This is a genomic window from Pseudokineococcus marinus (assembly GCF_013004605.1).
Classification (GTDB): Bacteria; Actinomycetota; Actinomycetes; order Actinomycetales; family Quadrisphaeraceae; genus Pseudokineococcus; species Pseudokineococcus marinus.
Genome location: NZ_JABEMA010000412.1, coordinates 1 through 2,228, shown reverse-complemented (window position 1 = coordinate 2,228; position 2,228 = coordinate 1). Strand labels below are relative to the sequence as shown.

Genomic DNA, 2,228 nt, shown 5'->3' with positions numbered 1-2,228 from the left:
GGCGCGGGCGCCCCGCCCGGTCTCAGCGGTAGCGGACCGTCGTGGCGCCCGTCGAGCGGGTCCAGGTGATCGTGCCGCCCTGGAAGGTCCCGACCTCGCCCGTCGCGGTGGAGCGCTGGTCGGCCGTCGGGTACCCGAGGCGCGACCTCTCCCAGCCGAGCGAGGCCCAGCGGTCGCGGACGGCGCCCCGGACGTCGTGCGCGCCGGTCTTCGGGGAGAAGTAGACCGAGCCGCCCTGGAAGTGGTTGAAGGCACCGCCGCGGATCGGCGTCTCGTCGGTCGTGGGGAAGCCGAGCACGCCGTACTCCCAGCCCTTCGAGGCCCAGGCCGCGCGGATCTTCCCCTTGACCACGTGGGTGCCGACCGGCTTGGAGTAGTAGACCGAGCCGCCCTGGAAGTGGGCGAAGAGACCGCCCGGGATGGGCGTCACGTCCGTGGTGGGGAAGCCGAGGTAGCCGTTCTCCCAGCCGGTGGTCGCCCACTTGTCGAAGACCGGGCCGCGCACGACGTGGGCGCCGGTGGCGGCGGAGGTGTAGATCGAGCCCCGCTCGAAGTGGTTGAACGCCCCGCCGGTGATCCAGGTCTGGTCGGTGGTCGGGAAGCGCAGGAAGGACTTCTCCCAGCCCATCGAGGCCCACTTCTCGAGGATCGAGCCGCGGACGACGGCCGGGGCCGTGCGGGGGCCGTCGAAGATGGAACCGCCGGCGAAGTGCTGGTACTGGCCGCCGAGCGCGATGTCCTTGACGGGCCCCTGCTCCGCGCCGAGCTCGCCGGACGCGCCGCCGTAGGCCTTCCACTTGGCCGTGATCGCGGAGAGCGGCGCCGGGGGGACCACGACGGCCGAGGAGGGGACGAGGAGCTGCGCCACGCGGTCGCGGATGGGGCCCATCTGCGCGTAGCCGTTCTTGCCCGGGCAGGTGGTGTAGCCGACGTCGCGGTGGGCGAAGATCGTCGGGAGCGTGACGGTGCTGCCCTTGGCGAACTTGATGCCCGAGGCGCCCGAGACCAGGCGCGCGGTGCCCTTGGGGTCGATGCCGGCCAGGGAGAAGCGCCAGGCGATGACCCGCGAGACCGTGTCGACCATGGCGGCGGGCACGGCGGCGGTGTCGTAGTTGCCGATCATCGAGACGCCGACGGTGCCGGTGTTGAAGCCCGCGGCGTGGGCGCCCACGACGGTCTTCGAGAGGCTCCCGTAGCGGCCCTCCCACGCCTGGCCGAAGCGGTCGACCAGGAAGTTGTAGCCGAGGTCGCACCAGCCGTTGGACTTCACGTGGTAGGCGTAGAAGCTGCGGATGATGCCGGGGACCTGCGACTGCGCGTAGCCGTTGGCGCTCGCGGCGTGGTGGACGGTGGCCGCCTTGAGCGTCGCCGAGGACGGCGTGCACGTGCGGATCGACTCGTCGGCGCCCCACTGGGCGCGGGTCTTGATCGACGGCTGGCCGACGGCGGCGAGCGCCGCGTCGGGGGCCTGGGCGGCCGCGGCGTCCGCGGGGCTCGTGCCGGGGTCGACGAGGGTGAGGCCGGCGGCGTCGACGTCGTCGGCGCCGAGGCGCACCTCGACCTGGCGGTCGTCGGCGCCGGGGCCGATCCACAGGGGCTCGGTCGACCAGCGGCCGGTCGGGGCGGCCCCGTCCTCGCCCGCCTCGAGCTCGAGCGTGGTCCAGCTGGTCCAGCCGGCGTCGTCCTGCACCCGCACCTCGACGGGCGCGACGGGCGGGGCGGAGAACTGCACGCCCACGGTCTCGGCGTCACCGGCCGCGACCGCGCGGACCACGGAGGCGGGGCCCTGGGTGACCTCGAGGGAGGCGAGGGCCGCGGAACCGGCCTCGCCGAGGGGGACGACCTCGACCTCGGGGGCCACGGGGGCGGGCTGCGGGCTGCTCTGGGGGGTGGCGGCGGCCGCATGCCCCAGGGGCACCGCCACCAGGGCTGCGACGACGCCGGTCGTCACGAGATCGCGAGTGAGTCGCACAGCGACTGCACCTCCATGTCCGTCGGTTTCCGCGTTGCGGTGTCGACGGACCATCGGGGGCGCCCCGAGACGACTTGACCGGGCCGTGACCGGGGCGGAAGCGCCGCGAGGAGGCCCGGCAGGGGCCTCGTCGGCCCTGCGCACCCAGGCGACGTCCAGCGCCCGTCCAGGTGACGGCGCCGCGCGCGGCCCCAGCCGCAGCGGCTCGCCGGTTCCGGAGCGGCCCCGGGGGCGCCCGCCCGCCCGCGGGCGGGCC

Annotated in this window: 1 protein-coding gene; it reads right to left on the bottom strand. The window is 74.9% G+C overall.

The window, feature by feature from the left end:
* Positions 1–22: 22 nt before the first annotated feature.
* A complete protein-coding gene (locus tag HLB09_RS16080; protein ID WP_171204320.1) occupies positions 23–1,972 on the bottom strand; it encodes an N-acetylmuramoyl-L-alanine amidase in 1,950 nt (649 codons plus the stop codon).
* Positions 1,973–2,228 lie beyond the last annotated feature (256 nt).